General features: G+C 68.9%; 26 protein-coding genes and 1 pseudogene. 17 read left to right on the top strand and 10 right to left on the bottom strand.

The genetic code is table 11. The annotated features are described in order from the left end of the window. Nucleotides 1-27: 27 nt before the first annotated feature. The gene (locus tag K6T50_RS00565; RefSeq protein ID WP_222607516.1) at nucleotides 28-315 is read right to left on the bottom strand and encodes a GYD domain-containing protein; all 288 of its coding nucleotides are present in this window, start codon (nucleotides 313-315) and stop codon (nucleotides 28-30) included. Between the two features lie 115 nt (nucleotides 316-430). Here K6T50_RS00565 and K6T50_RS00560 point away from each other — a divergent pair, with 115 nt between their 5' ends. From K6T50_RS00560 to K6T50_RS00485, 16 genes and pseudogenes are all read left to right on the top strand, one after another. After that, nucleotides 431-1,267, top strand: coding sequence for an NAD(P)-binding protein (locus K6T50_RS00560; protein ID WP_425601392.1), 837 nt, complete (start codon nucleotides 431-433; stop codon nucleotides 1,265-1,267). Nucleotides 1,268-1,630: 363 nt separating this feature from the next. Further along, nucleotides 1,631-2,827 (top strand): bifunctional phosphopantothenoylcysteine decarboxylase/phosphopantothenate--cysteine ligase CoaBC, encoded by a 1,197-nt coding sequence (coaBC, locus tag K6T50_RS00555; RefSeq protein WP_222607515.1) that lies wholly within the window; start codon nucleotides 1,631-1,633, stop codon nucleotides 2,825-2,827. 223 nt (nucleotides 2,828-3,050) lie between these two features. Next, nucleotides 3,051-4,100: a monovalent cation/H+ antiporter subunit E gene (locus K6T50_RS00550; protein WP_225935343.1), complete on the top strand. Its 1,050-nt coding sequence runs from the start codon at nucleotides 3,051-3,053 to the stop codon at nucleotides 4,098-4,100. Then, a complete protein-coding gene (locus tag K6T50_RS00545; protein ID WP_222607514.1) occupies nucleotides 4,097-4,372 on the top strand; it encodes a cation:proton antiporter in 276 nt (91 codons plus the stop codon). The genes K6T50_RS00550 and K6T50_RS00545 overlap by 4 nt, the downstream gene beginning before the upstream one ends. A 3-nt stretch (nucleotides 4,373-4,375) precedes the next feature. Continuing rightward, nucleotides 4,376-4,687, top strand: a pseudogene (gene mnhG / locus K6T50_RS00540) (monovalent cation/H(+) antiporter subunit G); the annotation flags it as partial. A gap of 113 nt (nucleotides 4,688-4,800) precedes the next feature. Then, nucleotides 4,801-5,334 (top strand): DUF4040 domain-containing protein, encoded by a 534-nt coding sequence (locus K6T50_RS00535; protein ID WP_222607512.1) that lies wholly within the window; start codon nucleotides 4,801-4,803, stop codon nucleotides 5,332-5,334. Then, nucleotides 5,331-5,834 (top strand): MnhB domain-containing protein, encoded by a 504-nt coding sequence (locus K6T50_RS00530; RefSeq protein ID WP_222607511.1) that lies wholly within the window; start codon nucleotides 5,331-5,333, stop codon nucleotides 5,832-5,834. The genes K6T50_RS00535 and K6T50_RS00530 overlap by 4 nt, the downstream gene beginning before the upstream one ends. Continuing rightward, a complete protein-coding gene (locus tag K6T50_RS00525) occupies nucleotides 5,831-6,187 on the top strand; it encodes a cation:proton antiporter subunit C (RefSeq protein ID WP_222607510.1) in 357 nt (118 codons plus the stop codon). Before K6T50_RS00530 ends, K6T50_RS00525 begins: the two co-directional genes overlap by 4 nt. After that, nucleotides 6,180-7,712 (top strand): monovalent cation/H+ antiporter subunit D family protein, encoded by a 1,533-nt coding sequence (locus K6T50_RS00520; protein ID WP_222607509.1) that lies wholly within the window; start codon nucleotides 6,180-6,182, stop codon nucleotides 7,710-7,712. Before K6T50_RS00525 ends, K6T50_RS00520 begins: the two co-directional genes overlap by 8 nt. Next, on the top strand, nucleotides 7,709-9,370 hold the full coding sequence (locus K6T50_RS00515) for a cation:proton antiporter (protein ID WP_222607508.1): 1,662 nt from the start codon (nucleotides 7,709-7,711) through the stop codon (nucleotides 9,368-9,370). The genes K6T50_RS00520 and K6T50_RS00515 overlap by 4 nt, the downstream gene beginning before the upstream one ends. Beyond that, nucleotides 9,370-11,130: a Na(+)/H(+) antiporter subunit D gene (locus tag K6T50_RS00510; protein ID WP_222607507.1), complete on the top strand. Its 1,761-nt coding sequence runs from the start codon at nucleotides 9,370-9,372 to the stop codon at nucleotides 11,128-11,130. The genes K6T50_RS00515 and K6T50_RS00510 overlap by 1 nt, the downstream gene beginning before the upstream one ends. Before the next feature lie 330 nt (nucleotides 11,131-11,460). Next, on the top strand, nucleotides 11,461-11,916 hold the full coding sequence (locus tag K6T50_RS00505; RefSeq protein ID WP_222607506.1) for a type IV pilin domain-containing protein: 456 nt from the start codon (nucleotides 11,461-11,463) through the stop codon (nucleotides 11,914-11,916). 155 nt (nucleotides 11,917-12,071) lie between these two features. Continuing rightward, the gene (gene hpt, locus K6T50_RS00500; protein WP_159665962.1) at nucleotides 12,072-12,638 is read left to right on the top strand and encodes a hypoxanthine/guanine phosphoribosyltransferase; all 567 of its coding nucleotides are present in this window, start codon (nucleotides 12,072-12,074) and stop codon (nucleotides 12,636-12,638) included. A 48-nt stretch (nucleotides 12,639-12,686) separates the two neighbouring features. After that, nucleotides 12,687-13,070, top strand: a complete 384-nt coding sequence (locus tag K6T50_RS00495) for a hypothetical protein (protein ID WP_222607505.1) — start codon at nucleotides 12,687-12,689, stop codon at nucleotides 13,068-13,070. A 100-nt stretch (nucleotides 13,071-13,170) separates the two neighbouring features. Further along, nucleotides 13,171-13,416 (top strand): hypothetical protein, encoded by a 246-nt coding sequence (locus tag K6T50_RS00490; protein ID WP_222607504.1) that lies wholly within the window; start codon nucleotides 13,171-13,173, stop codon nucleotides 13,414-13,416. 1 nt (nucleotide 13,417) lies between these two features. After that, the gene (locus K6T50_RS00485; protein ID WP_222607503.1) at nucleotides 13,418-13,960 is read left to right on the top strand and encodes a hypothetical protein; all 543 of its coding nucleotides are present in this window, start codon (nucleotides 13,418-13,420) and stop codon (nucleotides 13,958-13,960) included. Nucleotides 13,961-14,120: 160 nt separating this feature from the next. Here K6T50_RS00485 and K6T50_RS00480 read toward each other — a convergent pair whose 3' ends face one another. From K6T50_RS00480 to K6T50_RS00440, 9 genes are all read right to left on the bottom strand, one after another. Further along, nucleotides 14,121-14,381, bottom strand: coding sequence for a hypothetical protein (locus K6T50_RS00480; protein ID WP_222607502.1), 261 nt, complete (start codon nucleotides 14,379-14,381; stop codon nucleotides 14,121-14,123). A 71-nt stretch (nucleotides 14,382-14,452) separates the two neighbouring features. Next, on the bottom strand, nucleotides 14,453-14,917 hold the full coding sequence (locus K6T50_RS00475) for a hypothetical protein (protein WP_222607501.1): 465 nt from the start codon (nucleotides 14,915-14,917) through the stop codon (nucleotides 14,453-14,455). Then, nucleotides 14,910-15,389 (bottom strand): hypothetical protein, encoded by a 480-nt coding sequence (locus K6T50_RS00470; RefSeq protein WP_222607500.1) that lies wholly within the window; start codon nucleotides 15,387-15,389, stop codon nucleotides 14,910-14,912. Before K6T50_RS00470 ends, K6T50_RS00475 begins: the two co-directional genes overlap by 8 nt. A 3-nt stretch (nucleotides 15,390-15,392) precedes the next feature. Next, entirely contained in the window at nucleotides 15,393-16,790 is a 1,398-nt protein-coding gene (locus K6T50_RS00465; RefSeq protein WP_222607499.1) for an ABC transporter ATP-binding protein, read from the bottom strand. Then, nucleotides 16,760-17,917 (bottom strand): ABC transporter ATP-binding protein, encoded by a 1,158-nt coding sequence (locus tag K6T50_RS00460; protein WP_222607498.1) that lies wholly within the window; start codon nucleotides 17,915-17,917, stop codon nucleotides 16,760-16,762. Before K6T50_RS00460 ends, K6T50_RS00465 begins: the two co-directional genes overlap by 31 nt. Before the next feature lie 11 nt (nucleotides 17,918-17,928). Continuing rightward, nucleotides 17,929-18,891, bottom strand: coding sequence for an ABC transporter permease (locus K6T50_RS00455; RefSeq protein ID WP_222607497.1), 963 nt, complete (start codon nucleotides 18,889-18,891; stop codon nucleotides 17,929-17,931). Then, nucleotides 18,891-19,880 (bottom strand): ABC transporter permease, encoded by a 990-nt coding sequence (locus tag K6T50_RS00450; protein WP_222607496.1) that lies wholly within the window; start codon nucleotides 19,878-19,880, stop codon nucleotides 18,891-18,893. The genes K6T50_RS00455 and K6T50_RS00450 overlap by 1 nt, the downstream gene beginning before the upstream one ends. A 185-nt stretch (nucleotides 19,881-20,065) precedes the next feature. Then, nucleotides 20,066-22,129, bottom strand: coding sequence for an ABC transporter substrate-binding protein (locus K6T50_RS00445; RefSeq protein ID WP_222607495.1), 2,064 nt, complete (start codon nucleotides 22,127-22,129; stop codon nucleotides 20,066-20,068). 250 nt (nucleotides 22,130-22,379) lie between these two features. Further along, the gene (locus K6T50_RS00440) at nucleotides 22,380-22,655 is read right to left on the bottom strand and encodes a hypothetical protein (RefSeq protein WP_222607494.1); all 276 of its coding nucleotides are present in this window, start codon (nucleotides 22,653-22,655) and stop codon (nucleotides 22,380-22,382) included. Nucleotides 22,656-22,837: 182 nt separating this feature from the next. Here K6T50_RS00440 and K6T50_RS00435 point away from each other — a divergent pair, with 182 nt between their 5' ends. Next, nucleotides 22,838-23,533, top strand: a complete 696-nt coding sequence (locus K6T50_RS00435) for a type 1 glutamine amidotransferase domain-containing protein (protein ID WP_222607493.1) — start codon at nucleotides 22,838-22,840, stop codon at nucleotides 23,531-23,533. The last annotated feature ends 29 nt before the right edge of the window (nucleotides 23,534-23,562 follow it).

The following is a 23,562-nucleotide window of genomic DNA, read 5'->3' as shown; positions in this document are numbered from 1 at the left end:
GGGTGGTGGCAGCGTCGACGCCGAGGGTCAGACGTCCTCGACGAGTTCGCCCATGCGCTCGATCGGGACTGCGCGCATCGTCTCGGTGTCGAGCCCGTGTCCCTCGATGGCGATCGCGATCTGGAGGGCCGCATCCTCGTCTTCGACCTCGAACGTGAGCTGGAAGTCGTACTCGCCGATGAGCGCATAGCTTTCGCCGAGCTCGCCCCCGAGTCGTTCGATGTCCTCGCGGATGTCGCCCCAGATCGACACCAGTTCCTGCGGGTTCTGGAACTGCGTCTCGTTGGCGTCGGCGAGCACGGTGTACGTAGGCATACCGCACGGTAGGGGACTCGCGCCGAAAGGCGTTCCCACGCTCCCACGACCGATGGAATCCGCCACGGCGGGACGGATCGTGGTACTGAAGCCGGCGTGAACTGACCCGTCTGGCATGACCGAGATGACTCTCGACACTGACGCCGATTACGACGCGCTCGTCGTGGGCGGCGGCGTCGCCGGCCTCACCGCGGCGACGTTCCTCGCGCGCGCCGACCTCGCGACGCTGGTCGTCGACGGCGACGAGTCGATCCTCCGACGCAACGCCCATCTGGAGAACGTGCCCGGCTTCCCGGCGGGCGTGAACCCCCGGTTGTTCGCGGACATGCTGCGCGACCAGGCCGAGCGCAACGGGGCCGAGATCCGGGCCGGGCACGTCGAGGGGGTCACCGGCGAGATCGACGGGTTCACCGCCGCCGTGGACGACGGCACCGCGGTCACGGCCGCACGGGTCGTCGCGGCGTCGTGGTCGGACCTCGACTACCTCGACGGTCTCGGCGTCGAGGCGCGCGACGCCGGGAGCAAGCGGTACGCCGAGGAGCACGCGCTCAGTCGCACCTCCGTCGATGGCGTGTACGCTGCAGGCCGGATCGCGGAGCGCTATCACCAGGCGGTCGTCGCCGCCGGCCACGGGGCCGAGGCGGCGATCACCCTGCTGCACGACGCGGAGGTCCCCTTCTACCACGACTGGGTCGTCCCCGAGGGGTACTTTACCGACCGCGGGCGCGAGGTGCCGCCGGGGTGTGAGGAGATCACGGCCGCCGAGCAGGAGCGCCGCGCCGCCGAATCGCAGGAGACGATGCGGGAGTACTTCGCCGAGGAACACGCCGACCGCCAGCGCACCCACCCGAGCCTCGTCGACGACGACCTCGGCCGCGTCGACCCCGAGTGGTACGACGACGGCGGCGGTGGCGGCGATACCGGCGACGGGACGGCCGAGGGCGACGACTGAGACATCACCGAGCAGCGACGGCCCCGACTCCCCGTGGCGGCACGGGCGGGAGTCCGGGGCGACAACGCCGAACAGCCGCCAGAGCGACGATCGCCCGACAACGGTCGGGTGGGACTGAAAGGGGCCGCGCTCTCGCGAGAGACTCCGATGCAAGCACCGCAGCGGAGTGAGCACGGCGAACGGAGCGAGGAGCTCAGCGAGGACTCGACCGCGAGAGCGCGGGGGCTTTCGCGGTCTCGGTCATCGTTTCGGTGGGTTCGGTCCGAGTTCACGCGGTCGTGCATGCGGATTCGGAGCGGCCGACGAACGTGAACGACGACACACCGCGAGGATTTACCACCCGTACCCGCCAAGCCACCGGCAATGAGCGATCTCATCGCCGACACCAACGTCGCGCTCGGCGTCTCCGGCTCCATCGCGGCCGTGAAGGTGGTCGAACTCGCCCACGAGCTTCGCCGCCACGGCGCCTCGGTCCGCGCGGTGATGACCGACGCCGCCACCGGGATCGTCCACCCGTGGGCCGTCGAGTTCGCGACCGAGCACGACGTCGTCACCGAGATCACCGGGAGCGTCGAGCACGTCGAGCTGTGCGGGCGAGACGGCTGGGCAGACGTGTTGCTGCTCGCGCCGGCGACCGCCAACACCGTCGGGAAGATAGCGGCCGCCGTCGACGACACCCCTGTCACGACCTGCGCGACGACCGCGCTGGGGGCGGACGTGCCGGTCGTGTGCGCGCCCGCGATGCACGAGCCGATGTACGACCATCCCGGGGTGCTGGACGCGATCGACCGTGTCGAGTCGTGGGGCGTCGAGTTCGTCGACCCGCGCATCGAGGAGGGGAAGGCGAAGATCGCGACCGAGGACGCGATCGTCACGGCGACTGCGCGCGCGGCCGGCGACCGACCGCTGGCGGGCGAGCGGGTCGTCGTCACCTCGGGCGCGACCAGCGAGGCGATCGACGACGTGCGCGTGCTCACGAACCGGGCGTCGGGGCGAACCGGGCGGGCGGTCGCTCGCGCGCTCGTCGCCCGCGGGGCCGAGGTGACGCTGCTGCACGACGCGGACGCCGCTCGCGCGTCCGCGGTCGAGGAGCTTCCCCACGTCGAGGTGGTCGACGTGGAGTCGGCCGCGGAGATGACCGACGCGGCCGTCGAGGCCTGTGCGGACGCCGACGCGCTGATCTCGGCGGCGGCCATCGCCGATTACACCGTCGAGGCGTCCGAGGGGAAGATCCGCTCGGGCGCGGAGTCGCTGTCGCTGGAGTTGACGCCGACGCCGAAGCTGCTCGATACGGTTCGGGAGGAGTATCCCGACCTCCCGCTCGTGGGGTTCAAGGCCGAGCCCGGCGGCGACGACGACGCGCTCGCGGCGAAGGCGTGCGAGACGCTGGAGCGGGTCGACCTCGCGTTCGTCGTCGCCAACGACGCGAACGTGATGGGCGCGGCCGACACCCGGGCGCTGGTCGTGCGCCCGGAGGGGGACGGCTTCGACGCCTACCGGGGATCGAAGCTCGGGCTCGGGCTCCGTGTCGCCGACGAACTCGCTGCCGTGTTCGGGTGAGATCGGCTCACGTGCTCAGGTGAGATCCGTGCCCGTACTCGGGTGCGATCGACAGCCGTGGACCCGTGAGATCGCCACCCGTGGTCGCGCTCCCGCGTACGCGGGATCACAACGGTTTTGATCCGCTCAGTCCAACGACGGCACAACAGCCCGTGATGCCAACCAGCTACCGCCGACGCACCCGCGCCGACCGGGCCGGTCGCCTCGAACCGGAGGGGACGTCGTGACCGACGGCGACGCCGAACCCGCCGAGGAAGCCGCGCCGTCCGGCGATATCGTGGTCCCCGTCGAGGAGTCGAGCACGCTCCGGAACACGGTCGGGTTCGTCGTCCGACAGGCCGTCGAGTCCGGCGAGCCGTCGACGCTTCACTTCGTGTTCCCGCTGTCGAGCCGCGGCGCCGTCGGCGACGAGTACGACCGGGCGAACGACCTGCTCGAACGGATCGAGCTGTGGGTCGAGGAGGACCGGGGCGACAACGGCGACTTGGTGTCCGTCGAGACCGCGGTCGTCGGCGCCGACGAGTACCTGTTCAGCCCCGGCGACTACGCCGACGCGATCGCCGAGTACGCCGAGGATCGGGGCGTGCGCCGGGTCGTGCTCGACCCCGAGTACCGGCCGACCGGCGCGACGCCGCTGCTGCCGGCGCTGGAGTGGGAGATCAAGGGAACCGGGCTCGACGTCGAGGAGGCCACGGTCGAGCGCGAAACTCGGCGAGGGCGGCTCGTCCGTCGGTCCGGCGTCGGGCAGTTCCTGCTGCTGTTCGGCCTGTCCGCCGGATTCTACCTGTTCCTCGCCGGCTGGTCGCTCACGCCGTACAACCTCCTGACGGGCGCGGCGTCGGCCGGCGCGGTCGCCGCCACGCTGTGGCACGTCTCCTTCACCGGCGCGGTCGACCTGCGGCGGCTGACCGTCCAGTTCGGGCGGCTCTGTCTGTACGCCGTCTTCCTGCTGTGGGAGATCGCGAAGGCGAACATCCAGATCGCGTACGTGGTGTTGCACCCGTCGCTGCCGATCGACCCGAAGATGGTCGAGTTCGACGCGGACGTGTGGTCGACCGTCCCCGCGGCGACGCTGGCGAACAGCATCACGCTCACGCCCGGGACGCTGACCGTCGACGTGCAGCGCCGGCACTTCACCATCCACTCGCTGACCCCCGGCGCCCGCGAGGACCTGCTGGACGGGAAGCTCGAGCGTGCCGTTCGGTTCGTCTTCTATGGCCGCTCGGCGGCCCGACGTCCCTCGCCGAGCGAGCGCGAGGAGGTGGAGGAGTGACGCTCGTCACCGACGCGCTGCTGGCGGCCGCCGCGGGGTTCGTGCTCGTCTCGCTCGTGGTGCTCTACCGCGCGGTGAAGGGACCGACGATGCAGGACCGCGTCATCGCGGTGAACGTCGTCGGCTCGAACACGGTCGTGATCGCGGCGCTGTTCGCCGCGGCGACCGACACGCCGGGCGCGCTCGACATCGCGCTCGTGTACGCGCTGCTCAACTTCCTGATGAGCATCGCGATCTCGAAGTTCACCGTCGAGCGCGGGGGGGTGCTGTAGATGGTGACGCTCACCGAGGCGGCCGTGATCGCGCTGCTCGCGGGCGGCCTCTTCTTCGGAGTCGTCGCCGCTGTCGGTCTGATCAGGCTGCCGGATCTCTACACTCGGACCCACAGCGCCTCCAAGAGCGACACGCTCGGGGCGGTGCTCACGCTCGGGGCGGCCGCGCTCGCGCTCGATGCGGGCGTCGACACGCTCAAGCTCGTGCTGTTGATCGTCTTCATGTTCATCACCAACCCGACCGCCGCCCACGCCATCACGCGGGCGGCCGCAGATCAGGGCATCGAACCGTGGACCGTCGAGGACGCCGACGGGGGCGCCGACGAGGCCGACACGGACGACGCGCCCGGCGCCGACGCGGCGGACGGCGGTCGCGACCCCGCCGACGGCGACCCGGACGGCGCCGCCACCGACGGGGGTGAGCGCCGGTGACGCCCGTCGAGTGGGCGATCCTGGCGTTCGTGCTCGGCTGTGCGTTCGCGACGGCGCTGCTTCGCGACGTGCTCGCGTCGATCATCGCCTTCGCGGCCTACAGCCTGGGTATCGCCGTCGTCTGGCTCCTGTTGCGCGCGCCGGACGTGGGGCTGACCGAGGCCGCCGTCGGCGCCGGCGTGACGACGGTGCTGTTCCTGTTGACGATCGCGAAAACCGTCAGGCCCGCCGGCGACGACCTGTTCGTCGACATCGACGTGACGGCCCTCGGCGTCTCCGGGCTGCTCGTGGCCGCGCTGGCGACGACGCTGTCGGCGCTCCCGGCGGTCGGGTCTGCCTCGACGCCGGTGGCGACCTCCCGGGTGACGAACTACTACCTGGAGAACGCCTACACGGAGACCGAGGTAGAGAACGCCGTGACGGCGGTGCTCGCGGCCTACCGCGGGTTCGACACCCTCGGCGAGGCGGTCGTCGTCTTCGCCGCGCTCATCGGACTGCTGGTCGTGCTCGACCGAGGGGTGTTGGCATGAGCTCGTCGTCGACCGCCGACGGCGACGACGAGTTCGCCGTCGGCGACGCCCCCGCCCGTCCGTACGTCGAGAGCCCGATCATCATGGCGACCGTCCGGGTCGTCGCGCCGTTCGTGTTCACGCTCGGCGCGTTCGTGATGTTCCACGGCGCCGACTCCGCCGGCGGCGGCTTCCAGGGCGGCGTCATCGTCGGGACGGTGATCCTGATGATCGCGATCGCCTTCGGCGTCGGGCCGACCCGCGACTGGCTGTCGGCGTCGTTCCTGACGGTCCTAGTGGTCTTCGGCGTCGCGCTGTTCATGGGGATCGGCCTGGCCGCGGTCGCCTTCGGCGGGGCGTTCCTCGAGTACACCGCGATCCCGGTGTCGCACGCCAGCAAGTACGGCATCGAGCTGGTCGAGGTCGGGATCGGGATCATCGTCTCCGGCACCGTCGTCGGCCTGTTCTTCGCGCTGGCGGCCGGCCACGCGACGGACGAGGCCGAGGAGGTGGAGGAGTGATCGACGTGCTCGTCGACCGGGCGTACTTCGTCGTCGCGTTCCTCCTGCTCGGGATCGGCGCCCACATGCTGATCGGGGACCGAAACCTGGTCAAGAAGGTGATCGGGATGAACGTCTTCCAGACGGGGATCTTCCTGTTCTTCATCGCCTCGGCGTACGTGACCGGCGCGTCCGCGCCGCTTTTGTCCGAGCCGGGGCCGTACGTGAGCCCGCTGCCGCACGTGCTCATCCTGACGGCCATCGTCGTCGGGGTGAGCCTCACCGCGGTCGCGCTGGGGCTCATCGTCCGCATCTACGGGGAGTACGGGACGCTTCGCGCGGACCTGATCGCGGAGGTGAACGACGGTGAGTGACCTTCCGGCGCTGCTCGTCGTGCTCCCGATCCTGGGGTCGTTGGTGTCGCTCCTGGCGGGGATCCGCTGGGACCGCTCCGGCTGGTACGTCGCCGCCGCGACGCTGTCCGTGCAGGTCGCCGGCGCGGTCGCGTTCGCGGCCGACGGCCTCTCGGGCGCCCCCGGGAGCTACGCGGTCGGCGACTTCACGATCCCGTACGGCATCGAACTGCTCGTCGACGGGTTGTCGGCGACGATGGTCGTGCTGGTGGCGGTCGTCGCGCTCGGCGTGCTCGCGTACGCGCGCCGCGCCGGGCCGCGCTCGAACCGCTTCTACTCGACGTATCTCCTGCTCGTCACCGGGCTCACGGGGATGTCGATCACCGGGGACGCGTTCAACATGTACGTCTTCCTCGAGATCACCGGCCTGACCGCCTACGCGCTCGTCGCCAGCGGCGAGGGCGGGCGCTCGGCGGTCGCCGGCCTGAAGTACCTCCTCGTCGGCACGTTCGGCGCCTCGCTGTACCTGCTTGGCGTCGGCTACGCGTACATCTCGACGGGGACGCTCAACATGGCCGACCTGGCGAACGAGCTGGCGGCCGTCGGCTACGCGTCGCCCCTCGTCCGGGCGGCGTTCGCGTTCATCGTCGTCGGGCTGTTCGTCAAGGTCGCGATGTTCCCGCTGCACACCTGGCAGCCCGACGCGTACGCGGGCGCGCCCGACTCGGTGAGCGCGCTCATCGCCTCGCTCGTGTCGACGGTGAGCGCGTACGCGCTCGTCCGGATCGTGCTCACAGTGTTCACGCCCGAGTTCCTGGATGCGGTCGCGTTCGCGCGCCCGCTGCTGGCGGCGACAGCGGCCGTCAGCATCGTCGTCGGGAGCGGCCTGGCCGTCTCCCAGACGAACATCAAGCGGATGCTCGCGTACTCGTCGGTCTCGCAGTTCGGGCTCGTCGTCGCCGCGCTGTCGGTGACGAACGCGACGGCGCTGGTCGGGCTTACGGTCCACCTCGTGGGCCACGCGGTGATGAAGGGCGGGCTGTTCCTCGCGGCCGGGCTGGTCGCCACCGGCGTCGGCGGCCGTTCGGTCGCCGACTACGACGGGCTCGGCTCGCGGATGCCCGTCGCCGCCGCCGGCTTCGGGACGCTCGCGCTCGGGATGGTGGGCGTGCCGCCGGCGATCGGCTTCTTCGGCAAGTGGTACATCGTCGTCGGCACGCTGGAGGCTGGCGCGTGGGGGCTCGCGATCGTCATCCTCCTGTCGACGCTGCTGACGCTCGCGTACTTCGCGCGCCTGCTCGAACGGATGTTCTTCCGCGAGACGCCCGCGGGGGCGGGGACCGGTTCGGCTGCCGACGCCGACGCTGCCGTCGCCGACGGCGGCGACGGACACGACGCCGGCGGCGACTCCCTCGCCGATCGCGGCGTCTCGCTCGGAATGGTCGCCGCCGTCCTCGCGGCGGCGCTGCTCGCCGTCGGCCTCGGGGCGGCCGTCCCGGCGTACGAATCCGCCCTCGCCCCGACCGTGGAGGTGCTCCTCTCATGACCGATATTACCTCACTCAGACCGCTCGCGGCCGTGCTCGTCTCCGCCGTCGCCATCGGACCGATCCTGCTGTCCGGGAGCCGACCCAACCTCCGCGAGTCGTGGACCGCGGTCGCGGCGCTCGCGAAGTTCGGCATCGTCGTCAGCATGGTCCCCGGCGTCCTCGCCGGCGACACGTACGTCACCGACCTGGGGTCGTTCCTTCCGGGCGCCCGGTTCGCGCTGGAGGCGGACGCGCTGGGCATCCTCTTCGCGTTGCTCGCGAGCTTCCTGTGGATCGTCACCAGCAGCTACAGCATCGGGTACATGCGCGGGCTCGACGAGCACGCCCAGACTCGCTATTTCGCCGCCTTCGCCGCCAGCGTCTCGGCGGCGGTGGGCGTCGCGTTCGCGTCGAACCTGCTGGTGATCTTCGTCTTCTACGAGCTGCTCACCGTGGCGACGTACCCGCTCGTCGCCCACGACGAGACCGACGAGGCGCGCTCGGCCGCCCGGAAGTACCTCGCGTACACCTTCGGCGGCGGCGTCGCCGTGCTGGCGGGGACCGCGCTCGTCTACTGGCTCACGGGAACGGTCGCGTTCACCCCCGGCGGCATCGAGGGACTCGCCTCGGCGGACCCGATGTTCGCCCGGTTGGCGTTCGCGCTGCTCGCGTCCGGGTTCGGCGTCAAGGCGGCGCTGATGCCGCTGCACTCGTGGCTGCCCGACGCGATGGTCGCGCCGACGCCGGTGTCGGCGCTGCTGCACGCGGTCGCGGTCGTGAAAAGCGGCGTCTTCGGCATCGCGCGCGTCGTCCTGGACGTGTTCGGGCCGGAGACAGTCGGCGACCTCGGGATGGGGCTTCCGCTGGCTACGGTCGCGGCGTTCACGCTCGTCGTCGCGTCCGTGATCGCGCTCAGACAGGACAACCTCAAGCGCCGGCTCGCCTTCTCGACGGTGAGCCAGCTGTCGTACATCGTCCTCGGACTGGCGGTGTTGGCGCCCACGTCGCTTGTGGGCGGCCTGCTGCACATCCCGGCCCACGGGTTCATGAAGATCACCCTGTTCTTCGCCGCCGGCGCGATCCACGTCGAGACCCACACCGACGACATCTCCGACATGGCCGGCATCGGGAGACGGATGCCGCTGACGATGGCGGCGTTCGCCGTCGCCGCGGCGGGGATGGCGGGCATCCCGCTGGTCGCCGGCTTCGTGAGCAAGTACTTCCTGCTCATCGGGTCGATAACGGCGGGCGAGACGCTGTTCGCGGTCGCGCTGCTCGTCTCGGGCGTGCTCAACATCGGCTACTTCTGGCCGGTCGTCTACACCGCCTTCTTCGAGTCGCCCGAGGAGAGCGACGAGAAGCCGCTCGTCGAGGGACCGCTCGGCGGCCGGCTGTCGTGGGGTCGCGCGGCCGCCGCCGAGGCGGGCGACGACGCGGGGACCGACACCGACGCGGTCGCCGACGGGGGCGACGCGTCCGACCGCGACGCCGGCGACGGCCACGGCGGCGGCTGGGAGCGCCGCGGCTGGACCGGCGGCGAGTCGACGTGGTTCATGCTCGCGCCGATCCTCGTCACCGCCCTCGGCTCGGTCGCCCTCGGGATCGTCCCCGACGGCGCGGTGTTCCTCAGGGTCGTCCGCCTGATCGTCGCGGGTGCCACGGGGGTGACCGTCTGATGGCGGTGATCGACCCGCTGATCCCGCCGTTCCTGTTCGTGCTGGCGGCGGCGCTGGTCGTCCCGCTGCTGGGTCGCCGTGCCGGCCACGCGCTCGGCGTGCTTGCGACCGCGGCGGTCGTGCCGTACGTGTGGCTCGTGCCGGGCGGCGCGCACCTCCCGACGCTGCTGTTCGGCTTCGACGCCGTCCTGTTCAACGTGGACGGCTTCTCGCGGCTGATGGGCGTCATCTTCGGCTTCATCGGCGCGATCGCGGTGCTGTACTCGTGGGCCAGCGGCGCCGACGAGCGCCAGACCGCCTTCGCGTTGGGCTACGTCGGCACGAGCCTCGGCGCCGTCTTCGGCGGCGACTGGCTCACGCTGATCGTCTTCTGGGAGCTGATGGCCGTCACCAGCACGCTCCTGGTGTGGCACTACGGCGGCCGCGCGGTGCGGGCGGGCTTCCGGTACGCCCTCCTGCACGGCATCGGCGGCACGCTCCTGCTGGGCGCGATCGTCTGGCACTACGTGGAGACGGGGACGTTCGTGTTCACCGGCGACGGGCTCGCTGGTGTCGTCGCCCCCGTGCTCGCGGCGGTGGGCATCGGCGTCAACGTGGGCTTCATCGGCCTGCACGCGTGGCTGCCCGACACGTACCCGCGTCCGCACATCGCCGCCAGCGTCTTCCTGTGCGTGTACACGACCAAGACCGGCGTGTACGGGATGTTCCGGGCGTTCCCCGAGGGCGAGCTCGCGGTGGCGTACATGGGCGCGCTGATGGCCGTCTTCGGCGCCGGGATGGCGCTGCTGCAGGGCGACATGCGCCGGCTGCTCTCGTATCACATCCAGTCGCAGGTCGGCTACATGGTCGCCGGCGTCGGCCTCGGCGGCGCGCTCGCGACCGCCGGCGCCTTCGGCCACGTGTTCAACCACATCCTCTACAAGAGCCTGCTGTTCATGACCGTCGGCGTCGTCATCTACCGCACCGGCGAGGAGCACCTGGAGGAGCTGGGCGGCCTCTGGCGACACCTCCCGCTCACCGCCGCCGCGTTCCTGATCGCAGCGCTGTCGATCGCGGGGTTCCCCGGGTTCAACGGCTTCGTCTCGAAGGGGATGGTGATCGCGGCCGCCCACAAGAAGCACTACGACGTGATCTGGTACCTCCTGCTTGCGGGCGGGGTTGGCACGTTCCTCTCGTTCATCAAGCTGGGGTACTACGTGTTCCTCCACGGCGAGTACGGCGGCGACGTGCGGCCGGCGAACGTCGGCCAGAAGGTCGCGATGGGAACCGTCGCCGTGCTGTGTGTCGTGTTCGGCCTCTACCCGCCGGCGCTGTTCGCGGTGCTGCCTGACACGGGAAGCTACGAGTACACGACCTACACCGTTCCCCACGTGCAGGAGGGCCTGATCCTCGCGGCGCTGGGCGTAGTCGGCTTCGCGATCGTGAAGAAGCCGCTCTCGAAGGTCGGCCGCGTCCCCGACGTGGACGCGATCTACAACCGTGCGGGCTTTTACGGCACCCGCGCGCTCGTCGTCGGCGTCACCGAGCTGTACGCGGCCGTCGACCGCGCGGTCGTCGCCGCCTCGGGCGCGATCGCGGGGGCCGTCAGGGACCCCGCGGGAACGCTCGACCGGTTCGGCGCGGTCGGCGTCGTCGCCGGCGACGACGCGCTGACCAACGGCGCACGCGAGCGGACGGAGGTCGACCTCCGAGCCGGGTTCGGAACCAGCGTGCTGCTGGTCGTCCTGCTGGTCGTCGTCGCGCTGCTGTTGCTCGTCTGAGCTCGCGAGGAACCGAACTCGGACGGGACTCCTAATCGTGGGGAACCGCTCCTCGCCGCCACACCGGGTCACGTGGTCGTTCCTCGTCGCGTTCGTCGGCATGAATGCTTGGGTCGGATAGCGGATCGACGGACGGATCTGCGTCGGCTCCCGCATCGGTGGAAATCTCGACGATTAGTGGTAGTCATCCTATGCCATTCTATCGATATTCGAGTAATAACCGGAGTTCAGACGGTCTATAACAAACCATAGCTGGCGTCCATCGGGAAGCGACGGCAGCGCGGCGAGGGCCGCCGGTCTGCCACGACGACAACGGACCCACCAAGACACATGAACCTCGCATCCCTCATCCGGCAGGACCGTACGGAATCGACAACCGACGAACGGGCCGTCTCGCCCGTCATCGGGGTGATCCTGATGATCGCGGTCACGGTCGTCCTCGCGGCCGCCATCGGGTCGTTCGTGCTCGGACTCGGCGACGACATCAGGCAGGTCACACCGACCGCGAGTTTCGAGATGGAGTACGCCGAGAACGACGACGGCGACTTCGCCGTTACCGCCACCCACCAGGGCGGCGCCACCGTCTCCACGTCGAACGCGCGGTCGCTCGTGGTGACGGCCGAAACGGGTCAATCGAGTGAGTTCAAGCTGCCCGCCACCGCCGGCACGTCCGCGTCGTTGGACGGTGACGACGCGGTCCCGCCGAACACGACGGTCCGTGTTATCTGGACCGCCCCCGACGGGGGCAGCTCGCAGACGCTTGCGAGGGGGACCACGCCGGCGTAGTCCCCGGACGATCGACTCACGATCGAACGGAATGGGGTCCGGTGGCACTTCGGACGCCAGTCGGTGACCGATCGTGGTTCGCCGTACCGCGGGAGCCCCACTCGACCGCTGCGGGGATCCGCCGCGCTTTTCACCTCGGTGGCGGTACCGGCGTCATGGACCGCCTGCGCCAGTCCCTGCTGGACGCGCCGATAATCGAGAAGGGCGAGTACCAGTACTTCGTACACCCCATCAGCGACGGCGTTCCCATGCTGGAGCCCGAACTCCTCCGGGAGATCGTCATCCGGATCATCCGGAAGGCCCAGATCGAGGACGTCGACAAGATCGTCACCCCCGCGGCAATGGGGATCCACATCTCCACCGCGCTGTCGCTGATGACCGACATCCCGCTGGTCGTCATCCGCAAGCGCGAGTACGGCCTCGACGGCGAGGTCGCGCTCCAGCAGGAGACGGGCTACTCCGAGGGCGAGATGTACATCAACGACGTGTTCGAGGGCGACCGCGTGCTCGTCCTCGACGACGTGCTCTCGACTGGCGGCACGATGAAGGGCATCCTCGACGCGCTCACCCACATCGGCGCCGACGTGGTCGACGTAGTCGCGGTGATCAAGAAGGCCGGCCCGAACAAGCTCGACGACACCGACCACTCGGTGAAGACGCTGATCAACGTCACCGTCGAGGACGGGGAGGTCGTCGTCGTCGACGAGTACGGCGACGGCTGAGTCGGCCGACTCCCCCGCGCTTTTCACGACGGCGACCCCACTAGCTGCATGGTTTCCACTCGCTTTCTCGGCGTGATCTCCACGTCGATGCTCGTCGTCGGCGCCCTCTCGATCGGCCAGGCGCTGCACCTCTCGGTCGTCACCGGCGAGGTGGGCGTGACCTCGACGCCGGTCGTCGTGTACGGCGTCGCCGGCGTCGTCGCCATCGCGATCGGCTACCGCGCCCGCAAGCCGATCGCCGAGGAGTACGCTCTCACCAGCGACGCCCGCGAACGCGGCGAACACGAGCGTCGCGAGCGGTCGCCCTCCGCCGAGGGGGACGGCCCCGACGACGACGAGTCGGCGTTCGACCCCGAGATGAGCCCCCTCGGCCAGGCCGAACCCGGGACCGCGGAACGCGACCGCCGCGGCGACGGCGACAACGACCGGTAACAGCCTCCGGCGCCGATCGCTCCGCCCCGGTTCGCCCCGACACCATGCCACCGCGTAACGAGGGAATTAAGACCCGCGAATCCGCTACCGACACGTACGAATGTCCGTGAGCAATCGTGTCCCCGATCCCCTCAAAGGTCCCCTCGGCGCCGCCTCGCTCGGCGTCATGATCCTCGGCCTGGTGGTGGGCTACATCTTCACCATGCTCGGGGTCACCCTCGTCTTGAACCTGAACGGGATCCAGGGGATCTCCGACGTGGAGGCGCTGACCGTGACTGCGACCGGCCTCGCCTGCATCGTCGCCGGCTACTTCGGCTGGAAGGGGTTCATGGGGTTCGCGTACTGAGATGCAGTACGACATCCGAGACCATCCGCAGGCGCCGCCGGTCGAGGAGCTTCGCGAGTTCACGATGGTCCCGATATCGCGCGAGGAGATCCTGTCGCGTCGCGAGGCGGGCGCCTCCCTCGAGGAGGTGAACCTCCGCGAGACGCGCAACGACGTCCACGTCGAGCTCGAACCCGATCCCACCGAGCGCGGCAGCCACGACGACATCGGCACCGCCCTCTACCGGCTCGTTCAGCTGTTCGGCACGCCCAACGTTCCCGGCTACGACGCCGGCGACGACCTCTCCGACCGCGAGGACACGACGTTCAAGTACCTCCTCCGAGTGATCAACGAGTCCGACGCCGACGAGCGCACGCTCCCCGACGAGTGGCTGATCACCGTGTACGACTACCACGTCGAGTTGGGCGTCGGCACCGCAGCCTGGGACGACGAATCGGTCGATCCCGCCGAGTACGACGACGCCGTCGAGATCGTCTCCATGGCGCTGGCGACGAACGTCGTCACAGAGCCCCTCCAGTGCGTGTACAAGGACAAGTGGTACTGACCCCGTTCGCGGCCGCACAGTAAGTCCTCACGCCGTCTCGCTTCGACACGATTCGATTCTGAACGCTCCTCGGTTCCGCGTTCCGTCCGAGTCGCTCGCGACGCCCAAGCTGAACCGGACTCCCCTCCGCGGGCACCCGTGCTTCGCCTGCCGGTCAGCCTCACCTGCCGGTCGTGTAGTGCATCACCGCGAACACGCCGGCCAGCCCCGCGAGGAGCAACCCCGCGAACGCGGGGACGACCGTCGCCTCCCCGTAGAGCCCGGCCCAGTAGCCGACGTACGCGAGCGTGACGAACGCCGGCACCGACAGGAGAAAGAACAGCGACGAGAGGTACGACGCCAGCGTCGGGTCGTTGCCGTCGTTGGCGTACGTCCCGCGCTCGCGCACCGACTTCTCGTCGGTCGGGATCTCCTTGGGCATACCGTCGCGTACCGGACAGCGGAGTAAAGGCCTGTCGTCGCCCGCGTCGTCGGTGTCGCCGGCGCGCGCCCTCAGGCGGTCGCGCCGTCGTAGACGATCGCGACGAGGTAGCCGAACAACAGCAGCGGCACCTGCGCGAAGACCACGAGCGTGATCACGTCGCGAAGCTCCGGCAGCAACACGATCCCCCCGAGCGTCCCGATGTCGAGCAGCAGATACGGGGCCACCCCGGCCGCCGCCGTCAGGGTTGCGCCCGCGACGACGGCGATCGACAGCGCGAGCACGCTCGTCCTTAGGTTCTGACACAGCAGCTTCACAAGCGCGCCCGCCGCGAACACGAGCGCCGCCATGACGGTGTCGCCGGCCCATCCGGGGGCCAGCGAGGCCTGCCACAGCGTGTACGTCGCCATCGCGGTCGCCAACCCGGTGAGCAGCCCGACGGTGACCGCCGAGACGATCCGCTCGCTTCGCGAGCCGTAGGAGGCGCGCGCGGGCCGTATCGCGGCCGCGGCCAGTCCGGACGTCGGCTCAGACATTGGCCTCGTAGCTCCGCCCGCGGATGGTCACGGAGACGGTCCCGGAGGTGACCGCGCGGTCGGCCTCGATGGCCGCCCGCGTCCGTTCGACCGCGTCCGCTGGGACGTCCGCGACGAGCGTCACGGTCGTCGTTCCGCGGGCGGGGACCGCCGCCTCACGGTCGCCGGCCAGCCGCTCGCTTCGCGGAACCGTCAACGCCTCGCCGTCGGCGGGGTCGCCGTCGTACACGACCAGCGAGCCGGCGCGAACGCGCGCGTCGACGCTCGTCGGGTTCCGCACGTCGATGGTCACCCGGAGCCGCGGGTCGTCGCCGTCGACGAGCTCGTACTCCGTCGCCCGGAAGTCGATGGTGTCGCGCTGTTGCCACGCCAGCTGTGCGCTCGCGGTCGCGACGAACGCGGCGCCGCTGACGGCGAGCACGACGGCGAGCGCGACGAGGAGGGCACGCTGGGTACGTGGGGACCTGACCACCGGTCAATCCTCCGCGGGGGCCGCGTTGAGCCCGCCGTCGGAGCCGCCGATCCCCTCGACGCCGTCGTCCTCGTACCGGTGACACGCGACCTCGCGCGTCCCCGACGGGAGCGGCCGCGGCTCGCGGGTTGCACACGATGTCGTGATCACGTCGTCGAGCGCCGCGACGGCGGCCTCGGCGTCGCCGTCGAGCACTGCCTGGGCCGACTCCTCGAGCGCGTTGCGGGCGTCCGACGGGAGATCGAGGGTCGACGCGTCGACCCGGTGGCCGCCGGTCTCGATCTCCGTCTCCGAGCGGTACTCCTCGGGCACGTCCAGCGTCAGCCCCTGTTCGACGAGGGATTCGACCGCATCGCCGACCTCGCCGGCGTCGTCGCGCGCGGCATCGGCGTCGAGCTCGCCGCGCTTCGCCTTCAGCTTGAACTGGAACGCCCGCCGGAACGCCTCCTGGCTGCCGCCCCAGTCGTCGGGCGGGATGATGTGGGCACACCGCGGGTGGTACCGACAGCCGCTGGGGGGGTTCCGGGGCGAGGGAACCTCGCCTGTCGCGTTGGCGCGACGGCGGTCGTCACCCAGTTCAACGTCCGGTACCGCGTCGAACAGCGCCTCTGTGTACGGGTGCTTGGGGTCGTCGATGACGTCGTCCGTGGGCCCCTGCTCGACCATGTTGCCGAGGTACATGATCCCGGCGCGGTCGCACATGTAGCGGATGAGCGAGAGGTCGTGGCTGATGAACAGGTAGGTGAGGTCGTACTCGTCCTGGAGCTCCTGCATCAGGTTCAACACGCCCGCGCGGATGGACACGTCCAGCATCGACACCGGCTCGTCGCAGACGATGAAGTCCGGGTCGACGACGAGTGCCCGCGCGATCGCAACGCGCTGACGCTCACCGCCGGACAGTTCGTCCGGGAACGCGTCGAGATACACCTCGGCGGGACCCAGCCCGACGTCCTCGAGCACCTGCTTCACGCGCGCGCGCCGCTCGTCGTACCCCTCGGTCATCTCGTTGATCTTGAGCGGCTCGGCGACGGTGTCGTACACCGTCATCCGGGGGTTGAGCGACTCGAACGGGTCCTGGAAGATCATCTGGACCCGCTTGCGGAACTCGCGCTCCTCCTCGCGGGTCATGTCGGTGATGTCCTCGCCGTCGAAGCTGATCGACCCCTCCGTGGGCTCGTACAGCTTCACCAGCAGCTTCCCGAGGGTGGTCTTGCCGCAGCCGGACTCGCCGGCGATGCCGACCGTGTCGCCCGGGTAGATGTCGAGCGACACGCCGTCGACCGCGCGAACCGGGTGCGGCTCGCGACCCAGGACGGTGTCGATGATGCCCTGTGACTGGTCGAAGAGCTTCCGGAGCCCCTCGATCTCTACTAACGGTTCTCGATCGTCTGATCGGTCCATGTGGATTCGTTGAGTGCGTCGGTTCGGAGCTGTTCGAGGTCGTCGATTCGGTAGCAGGCCGTCGCGTGTGCCCGCCGGTCCGTCGCCTCCACCGTCCGGCCGTCCTCGTCGGCGGCGGCGACGTCGTACATCGGCGGGTGCGCGGCGTGACACTCCTCGACGGCGAACGGACACCGGTCGCGGAAGCGACACCCCTCGTCGGGGTCACGCAGCGTCGGCGGCGTCCCCGGGATGGAAACGAGGTCCTGATCCGTCGAGGTGATCGTCGGGAAGGAGTTCTTCAGCCCGAGCGTGTACGGGTTCGCGGTCTCGCCGAAGATGTCCTCCGTGCGCCCCGACTCCATCACCTTCCCGCCGTACATCACGGCCATCCGGTCGCAGATCTCCGCCATCACCGAGATGTCGTGGCTGATGACGAGGATCGAGACGCCGAACTCCTCCTGGAGCGCCTCCAGCTCCTCGAGGATCCGGTCTTGGATGATCACGTCCAACGCCGTCGTCGGCTCGTCCGCGATCAGCAGGTCCGGGCTGCAGGCCATCGCCATGGCGATGACCGCCCGCTGTTTCATCCCGCCGGAGAACTGATGTGCGTAGTCGTCGGCGCGGTCCGGCTCGATGCCGACGCGCTCGAGCAGGTCGCGGGCGCGTTCGTGCGCCTCCTCGGCGGTGGTCTCCGGCTCGTGTCGGAGGATCGCCTCGACGATCTGGTCGCCGACCTTGTACACCGGGTTCAGGGCGTTCATCGCCGACTGCGGGATGATGGCGATGTCGCGCCAGCGGATGTCGCGGATCTGCTTGTCGTCGAGCTCCGCGAGGTTCGTCTTCCCGTCCTCGCGAACCGGCTTGTCCGGGTCGTCGATGACCGACTGCTTCGGGTCGCCGTTCTCGTCGGCCCACTGGGGGAGCGTCGTGTCGAACCACACCTCCCCCTCCTCGATGTACCCGTTGTCGTCGAGCAGGTGCACGAGGCTCTTCGCCAGGGTCGTCTTCCCGCAGCCGGACTCGCCGACGAGCCCGTAGGTCTCGCCGGGCTCGACGGAGAAGCTCACGTCGTCGCTGGCGTGAACCGACGAGCCGTCGTCGACCGCGTATCGGATCGAGAGGTCGTTTACTTCGAGTAGTGTCATGTGCTATCAGATCACCGCTGCGGGTTGGTCACGTCCTCCATCGAGAAGCCGATGAAGTAGAACGATGCGGCCATCAACATCAGCGCGATCCCCGGCGGCAGCAGCCACCACCAGGCGTCGAAGATGTACCCCTGCGATTTGATGTTCTCGAGCATGATCCCCCAGGAGTTGGCGGTGAAGTCCGCCAGCCCGAGATACGCCAGCGACGCCTGCGCGATGACCGCGCCCGCGGCGTCCTGCGCGAGGAACACGAACGAGATGGGGAGGACGTTCGGCATGATGTGCCGGAAGATGATCCGGGTGTCGGAGGCCCCGGCGACCTTCGCGGACTCGACGTACGACCGCTCCTTCAGCGAGAGCGTCTCCCCGCGTATCGTGATACAGTTGTTGAGCCAGGAGGTGACCGCGATGCCGATGATGATGTTCGTCGTCGTGATCCCTCGGATCGCGACGAGCACGATCAGGAACGGCAGGAACGGCAGGCCGTACATGATGTCGACGAACCGCTGGATCGCCTCGTCGATCCACGTGTCGCCGTAGAACCCGGAGATCAGGCCCAGGGGAACGCCCACGAGGCTGGACAGCAGTCCGGCGGCCAGGCCGATGTACATGGCGTTGCTCGCGGAGTAGATCACGAGCGAGAGGATGCCGTTCCCGTTCGCGTTCGTCCCCAGCGGTGCGAAGAACGGGTCCCCGAACGCCGGCGGGTGCGGGAGCGAGCGGACCTGGTCGGCCGTGAGTCGGCTCTCGATGGGGGGTTCGCCGATGTACGCGATCCAGTCTGGGGTGTGGGGCGCGAAGACGCCCGGGATGACCGCCCACAGGCTGAATATCGCGAGGATAACGAGCCCGAGGATACCGATGTTGTGCTCGGTGTACCGGCTCCAGCCGCGCTTGAGTCGCTCGATCCGCGGCCCCCAGCGCCGCGCGTACGATTCGCCGTCGGTCTCGGTGTCTCCTTGTCCGGTTGCCATTATTCACCCTCCCCGAACTTGATCCGGGGATCGAGGTACGTGTACACGACGTCGGTGAGCAGCCGCATGATGACGACCAGCACGGCCAACAGGAAGAACGTGGCCTGTGCGACCGGGAAGTCGCGCTCCAGCACCGACGTGACGATGATCTGTCCCATGCCCGGCCAGTTGAACACGTTCTCGATGATGATCGAGCCGTCGATGAGGAACGCCAGCCCGACGACCGCGCCGGTCGCCACCGGGATGAGCGCGTTGCGCGCGGCGTGTTTGATCATCACCGTCCGCTCCGAGAGGCCCTTCGCCCGTGCGAGGAACACGTACCCCTCGTCGGTGACCTGGTTCATGGTCGGGCGCATGATGAGCATGGACCCGACCCAGCCGATGAACGTGAGGCTCATGATCGGCAGCGCGATGTGGTACAGCACGTCACGCATCACGGTGAAGGCGGTCCACTGGAACTCGGGGAACTGCGTGAACATGTACGCGCTCGGCAACAGGCCGAACTCGTAGTTGAACACCCAGATGAACAGCCACGAGATCCAGAAGCTGGGCATCGAGTACAGCAGCAGCGAGGTACTGAAGATGGACTTGTCCTTCTTCGACCCGCGCCACCAGCCGAGGTACATCCCGACCAGCGGGCCGATGATGAAGCCGATCAGGAACGTCGATCCGAACAGGATCAGCGTCCGCGGCATCCGGCGGATCATGAGATCCGCCACGGGGGCGTTGTACGTGGGCGACCGGCCGAAGTTGCCGGTCTGGTAGTTGATCATGAAGTCGAGATACTGTCTCCACAGCGGTTCGTTCAGTCCCCACGTCTCCCGGATCCGCTCGATCTGTTCGGCCGTCATGCCGGAGCTGATCATGCTCGTGATGAACGAGCCCGGCATGCTCCGCAGGAGGACGAACAGAAGCGACATGATCACCAGGAGCGTCAGGTACGAAACGACGATCCGCTTTGCGAGGTATTTTCCACTGATTCTGGTCATGCGTTTTGTGGGACCGTTCCGCGTACTACTGTATCACGAAGGCGGCCGTTTGAACCTGTTGAATCGTCCGATACCCGACGGGCGACGCCGTCAGGGGCCCCGTTCCGCCCCACCGGTTCGAGGGGGGCAAAGCGGGGTGCCCGACGCCGCGCGTCAGTCGGACGCGGCGATCGGTTCGAGGGGCGTTACTCGTTCTGGTGAAGCTGCATGATCTGGGTTCCGAGGTACGTCGAACCCGGACCCGGGATGTTCTCGATCGCACCCGACCACTCGGTGGAGACCGGCCACTTCGGAACGCCGTAGTTGGTCACCATCGTCGGGAAGTCGAGGTAGATCCGCTCGACGGCCTCCCGGGAGGCCTGGTTGCGCGGCTCGGCGTCGAGGGTGGTGCGCGCCTCGTCGATGAGGTCGTCGGCGCTCGCGTCCTCGAACAGCCCGTAGCCCATCGCGTTGTTGAACAGCGTCGAGGTGTTCTCGTCGTCGCCCTCCGTCTCCGCGACCGAGTGGTCGTCGGCGTTGTCGGAGTGGAACAGGCTGTACAGCGTGTTCGTCGCGAACGGCGAGAGGTTCACCCAGCCCATGCTGAAGATGTCGAAGTCCTCGGAGCCGTACGCACGGGTGACGCGGGTGTTGAACGAGACGACCTCGCGGTCGATCGGGATGCCGACTTCGTGGAGGGAGGTGATCCAGTCGGAGACCATCTGGGCCGTCTGGGGCGCCTCCTGCGCCGGCGACAGCAGCATCGTGAGCGGTCCGTCGTGGACCTCGGTGAGCGTCTCGCCGTTGACGCGGATCTCCTGATCGGGCTCGGCGTCGGACTCCTGGAGCACTTCGGACTCGACGGGGCCGAAGCTGTAGTCGTGCTTCGGCTCCGTCTGGCTCGCGGTGACGCCGGTGAGGCTGCCGGGATACTCCTGCCCGACGAACGTCCCCTCCTCGCCGGTGATCATCTGCCCCTCCGTGAGGAACGAACGGATCGCCTCGACGTCCGGAATGCTCGGGCTCGACTGGCGGAAGCTGAACGCCTGTGTCGACGGTCCTTCGAGCAGTTCCTGGTCCGACCCCGTCTCCGGACGCACGGCCGTGTAGCCGGGCGGCATCACGAAGTCGCCCTCCTGGGCGTAATCGCGAAGCAGCTGCTGGGTCCAGTAGAAGTCGTCGAACGCGAAGCTGAGCGCCTGCCGGAACGGCAGGTCGTCCAGCGGCGTCCGACGGAGGTTGAACGAGTAGTGGCTGTAGCCGGTGTCGAAGCCGTCGTACAGCTCGATGTTCTCGTCCTCCTGGGCGTCACCGATCCGCGAGGTGCGGACGCCGTCGTACAGCGAGTCGATGTCGCCCTGGAACAGCGCCTGGTGCAGCGCCGACGTGGAAGAGTACACGCGGATCCGCATGGCGTCGATGAACGGGCCGCCGGCGATGATACCGGAGACCTCCTCGCGCCAGCTCAGCTCCGAGAGGTTGTACTCGCCCTGGCGGTCGGCGAACGACACCTCGACGGCGGTGTCGGGGTCGTACTGCGTGACGACGCCCGGGCCGAGCCCCACGGGACCGAAGTCGGTGTCGGCCGGCTCGTAGGTCTGGTAGTCGTCGACGTCCCCCCAGCGGTGCTCCGGGAGGATCGGGAGGCCGAGCTGGTCGTACGCGAACGTCCCGTTCGGCTGGCTCAGGGTCATTACGCAGTCCCAGTCGCCGTCGTGCTCCTCGACGCTGACGATGGGGTTGATGGACGCGGCGTAGCCGCCGGGGTTCTGCTCCATCAGGTAGTTGTACGAGAAGATCACGTCGTCGACCGTGAACTCCTCCCCGTCGTTCCAGGTGAGGCCGTCCGTTCGGACGTTGAAGTACACCTCGACGTTCGGCCGGTCGTCCTCACCGGTCTCGTCGAGCACCTCGTAGTCCCAGTCGGTGAAGACGTTCGGGTGCATCTCGAAGTTGACCGGGTCGATCGCCGCGCCGGACTCGTAGATCCGGTCGGTGATGACGCCGACGTACGCCGAGGAGCTCGCCAGCACGTTGAGCGTGTTCGGCGAGGTCCCCATCCCGAAGTCGAAGATCCCGCCGGTCGGGATGTCGTCGGTATTCTCTACCTCGGTCGGCGTCTGATCGGGGGTTGGAGTCGACTCGTCGCCGGGGGTTTCGGTGCCGTCGCCGCCGTTGCCTGAGCAGCCTGCGAGGCCGGCGGAGACCGCAGCGACGCCAGTTCCCTGGAGGAACCGACGCCGGCTGGAACCGGACTGGTTGTCTGACATACGCGCTTTCGTTATGGAATACCAAACTTAAGTATGTGGGATCCTCGCACAACGAAGCAGATCACTGAAATCAGTATTTCACCCATCTATACCGTTGTTTCCCCAGGAACCGGTCGCAGAACTCACGAATGTAAATTAGTCGCCGATTACGTTCGACGATCGTGACCTCGCGAAAACCGCCGTGAACGAAAGACAGATTTATTGTAGGTTTGGGAATGTGTTCGACGGGGGGAGAGCCCCGTTGGACCGCTCACTCGCCCCTCGTGAGCGCTCGCGCGCGGATCCCGAAGTACATCGCGAGGGTGACGGCGGCCATCGCGCCCGAGAGGTACGTCGTCTCCGGCGTCGACGCCCGGCCGAGCCGGGCCAGCTCCATGCCGAGAAACGCCCAGGCGCCCGCGGTCGCGAACCCCAGCGCCATCACCGCGTAGCCGGTGCTCTCGCGCTCGGTCGCGTGGAGGTACACCCCCACCGTCAGCACGACCCCGCCGAGGAGGGCGAGTACCGTCCGCGTACCCACTGCCATACTCCCACGTTGTCGGTCGGTCGGCATAAGCGGCCCGGGAACGGCCGACCGGGCCGTCGCTGCGGACGACGAGCCGGCCTCCGCCGCGGTCGCCCTCCCGACGACGGGACGGCCGCCCGCCGAGCGGATGCAGTTCCGCCGGCGACACGTTTTCCGGAGTTCGGGTCCTGATCATCGAACGCATGAGCGATACCACGGCGCTGTTCGTCGTCAGCGAGGAGGGGTACTGGGCCGAGGAGTGTATCGAACCGCTCACGACACTCGACGCCGCCGGCGTCGACGTGACCGTGGCGACGCCGTCCGGGTCGCCGCCGGTGGTGGACGAGCGTTCGCTCGACCCCGAGGACGTGGGCGAGGAGACCGTCGAACGGTACCGCGAGATCCACGAGACCGACGACCGGCTCCGCGATCCCGAACCGATCTCGACGGTCGACGCCGCCGACCACGACGCCGTCGTGTTCCCCGGCGGCCACGGCACCGTCTGGGACGTGAACCAGGACCGCCACGCCCGCGGCATGCTCCGGGAGGCGGTCGCCGGCGACGACGGCGTCGCGCTGGTCGTCTGTCACGCCGTCGGGATCCTCGCGTTCACGCGGACCACGGACGGGGAGTTCCTCGTCGACGGCCGCGACGTGACCGGCTTCCCGAACGAGTGGGAGGAGGGGATCGTCGACGACCTCGACCGGGTCGAGGGGCGCAAGCTCCCGTACTGGGTCGAGGACGAGGTCGTCGCCGCCGGCGGGAACTTCGACGCCGAGCTCGACGTCGACACCAGCGTCACCGTCGACGGCGACCTGATCACCGCCCGCGGGCCCGGTTCGTCGAGCGAGGCCGCCGAGACGCTCCTCGCGGAACTGGGCGTCGAGGCGGCCGCGTAGACGAGGCGACCGTGTAGTCAACGCGGCCG

This window comes from Halobaculum magnesiiphilum, from assembly GCF_019823105.1.
Classification (GTDB): domain Archaea; phylum Halobacteriota; class Halobacteria; order Halobacteriales; family Haloferacaceae; genus Halobaculum; species Halobaculum magnesiiphilum.
The sequence above is the reverse complement of the archived record's forward strand: the minus strand, read 5'-3'. Positions and strand labels throughout refer to the sequence as shown.

Excerpts from the sequence above, each read along its gene's own strand:
- K6T50_RS00495 (WP_222607505.1), top strand. The coding sequence starts at position 12,687 with ATGGTTTCCACTCGCTTTCTCGGCGTGATCTCCACGTCGATGCTCGTC.
- K6T50_RS00440 (WP_222607494.1), bottom strand. The coding sequence starts at position 22,655 with ATGGCAGTGGGTACGCGGACGGTACTCGCCCTCCTCGGCGGGGTCGTG.
- K6T50_RS00515 (WP_222607508.1), top strand. The coding sequence starts at position 7,709 with ATGACCGATATTACCTCACTCAGACCGCTCGCGGCCGTGCTCGTCTCC.
- K6T50_RS00465 (WP_222607499.1), bottom strand. The coding sequence starts at position 16,790 with ATGGACCGATCAGACGATCGAGAACCGTTAGTAGAGATCGAGGGGCTC.
- K6T50_RS00565 (WP_222607516.1), bottom strand. The coding sequence starts at position 315 with ATGCCTACGTACACCGTGCTCGCCGACGCCAACGAGACGCAGTTCCAG.
- K6T50_RS00485 (WP_222607503.1), top strand. The coding sequence starts at position 13,418 with ATGCAGTACGACATCCGAGACCATCCGCAGGCGCCGCCGGTCGAGGAG.
- hpt (WP_159665962.1), top strand. The coding sequence starts at position 12,072 with ATGGACCGCCTGCGCCAGTCCCTGCTGGACGCGCCGATAATCGAGAAG.
- K6T50_RS00505 (WP_222607506.1), top strand. The coding sequence starts at position 11,461 with ATGAACCTCGCATCCCTCATCCGGCAGGACCGTACGGAATCGACAACC.
- K6T50_RS00455 (WP_222607497.1), bottom strand. The coding sequence starts at position 18,891 with ATGGCAACCGGACAAGGAGACACCGAGACCGACGGCGAATCGTACGCG.
- K6T50_RS00435 (WP_222607493.1), top strand. The coding sequence starts at position 22,838 with ATGAGCGATACCACGGCGCTGTTCGTCGTCAGCGAGGAGGGGTACTGG.
- K6T50_RS00490 (WP_222607504.1), top strand. The coding sequence starts at position 13,171 with ATGTCCGTGAGCAATCGTGTCCCCGATCCCCTCAAAGGTCCCCTCGGC.
- K6T50_RS00475 (WP_222607501.1), bottom strand. The coding sequence starts at position 14,917 with ATGTCTGAGCCGACGTCCGGACTGGCCGCGGCCGCGATACGGCCCGCG.
- K6T50_RS00530 (WP_222607511.1), top strand. The coding sequence starts at position 5,331 with ATGAGCTCGTCGTCGACCGCCGACGGCGACGACGAGTTCGCCGTCGGC.
- K6T50_RS00445 (WP_222607495.1), bottom strand. The coding sequence starts at position 22,129 with ATGTCAGACAACCAGTCCGGTTCCAGCCGGCGTCGGTTCCTCCAGGGA.
- K6T50_RS00560 (WP_425601392.1), top strand. The coding sequence starts at position 431 with ATGACCGAGATGACTCTCGACACTGACGCCGATTACGACGCGCTCGTC.
- K6T50_RS00510 (WP_222607507.1), top strand. The coding sequence starts at position 9,370 with ATGGCGGTGATCGACCCGCTGATCCCGCCGTTCCTGTTCGTGCTGGCG.
- K6T50_RS00460 (WP_222607498.1), bottom strand. The coding sequence starts at position 17,917 with ATGACACTACTCGAAGTAAACGACCTCTCGATCCGATACGCGGTCGAC.
- K6T50_RS00480 (WP_222607502.1), bottom strand. The coding sequence starts at position 14,381 with ATGCCCAAGGAGATCCCGACCGACGAGAAGTCGGTGCGCGAGCGCGGG.
- coaBC (WP_222607515.1), top strand. The coding sequence starts at position 1,631 with ATGAGCGATCTCATCGCCGACACCAACGTCGCGCTCGGCGTCTCCGGC.
- K6T50_RS00450 (WP_222607496.1), bottom strand. The coding sequence starts at position 19,880 with ATGACCAGAATCAGTGGAAAATACCTCGCAAAGCGGATCGTCGTTTCG.